The sequence below is a fragment of the Micromonospora okii genome, from assembly GCF_020884795.1.
Classification (GTDB): Bacteria; Actinomycetota; Actinomycetes; order Mycobacteriales; family Micromonosporaceae; genus Micromonospora; species Micromonospora okii.
On record NZ_BBZF01000004.1, the window covers coordinates 1 to 1,203 of the forward strand.

Consider the following 1,203-nt stretch of genomic DNA (forward strand, 5'->3'; position numbering starts at 1 on the left):
CTAGTGCCTCGTCATGCAGCCTTGAACGGGTAATCCGGGTGGCGGATCTTGGAGTTGATCGCGAACCCGGATTTCGGTCGGGCGTGCTGGTTGCGCCAGCGGATGTACGCGCCGATCGTGGCGTCCTGCTCGGCGTGACTGCGGTGGTCGGTGCCGTTGAGCGCGAAGTACCTGACGGCGGCGAACTCGGCCTCGATCCAGTTGAGCCAGGACGCGTAGGTCGGCAGGAAGACGAGGTCGACCCGGTTGGTGGCGCACCAGGCGCGGACTTCGGGGTGCTTGTGTGGGGAGAAGTTGTCGCAGATCAGGTACAGCTTCTCGGTCGGCCAGCGGCGGCGCAGGGTCTTGAGGAAGCCGAGGAACTCGCGCCAGCGTTTGCGGTCACGGATGCGGTAGTGCAGGCGTCCGGTGGCCAGGTCGAGGGCGGCGATCATGTGCCGCACGCCCTGGTCACGGGTGTAGGTGGCCCGTAGTCGCACCGGCTGGCCCTGGGGCCGCCAGGCGCGGCCGGGTCGGGGTTGCAGGTTCAACGGCCCGAACTCGTCCACGCAGATCACCCTCCCGTCGGCGGGCGGGTGGTCGTAGAGGTCGAGGATCCGGCGCATCTTCGTGGTGAAGTCCGGGTCGGTGCTGGCCTTCCACGTCTTGGTGGCCTGCCAGGACACGCCTCGTTCGTGCAGGACACGGCGGATCGTCTCGACGCTGACCGTCGTGACGTAGCCGGCGTCGATCAGGTAGTCCCGCAGCTTGGTCAGGGACCAGCAGGAGAACGGTCGGCCGAGTAAGCGGGGGTCGCACCGGGCGATGACGCAGATCCAGTCACGGGTCTGCTCATCGATCCGTCTCGGTGCGCCCCCGCTCCATTTTGGGTCGAGTGCGTCGAACCCCCGCTCGTTGAACGCGTGGATCACGTCCCGCACGTAGTCCTCGGTCACCTTCAGCAGGTGGGCGATATCGGGGGCCGGCTGCCCTTGGGCGGACATCAGCACCACGATCGCCCGACGCAGCTTCACCGGATCCTTCGCCGTCCTGGTGATCCGCTGCAACCGCTGCCCCTCGGCCATCGACACCTGCCGGACGAACACCTCCGGCCGTCTACCCACCAGCCACCACCTCCCAAGGTCGAATCGCTGGGAGACAGCCTGCCCGATAGATCCCCAGAACCAGCGGATTACACGATCAACGTTCCAAGACGAGGCACTA

Annotated in this window: 1 protein-coding gene; it reads right to left on the reverse strand. The window is 66.6% G+C overall.

Annotated features, from left to right (window positions below):
- Positions 1–11 precede the first annotated feature (11 nt).
- Positions 12–1,103: an IS630 family transposase gene (locus LPU43_RS00025; protein ID WP_229397535.1), complete on the reverse strand. Its 1,092-nt coding sequence runs from the start codon at positions 1,101–1,103 to the stop codon at positions 12–14.
- Between the last annotated feature and the right edge of the window lie 100 nt (positions 1,104–1,203).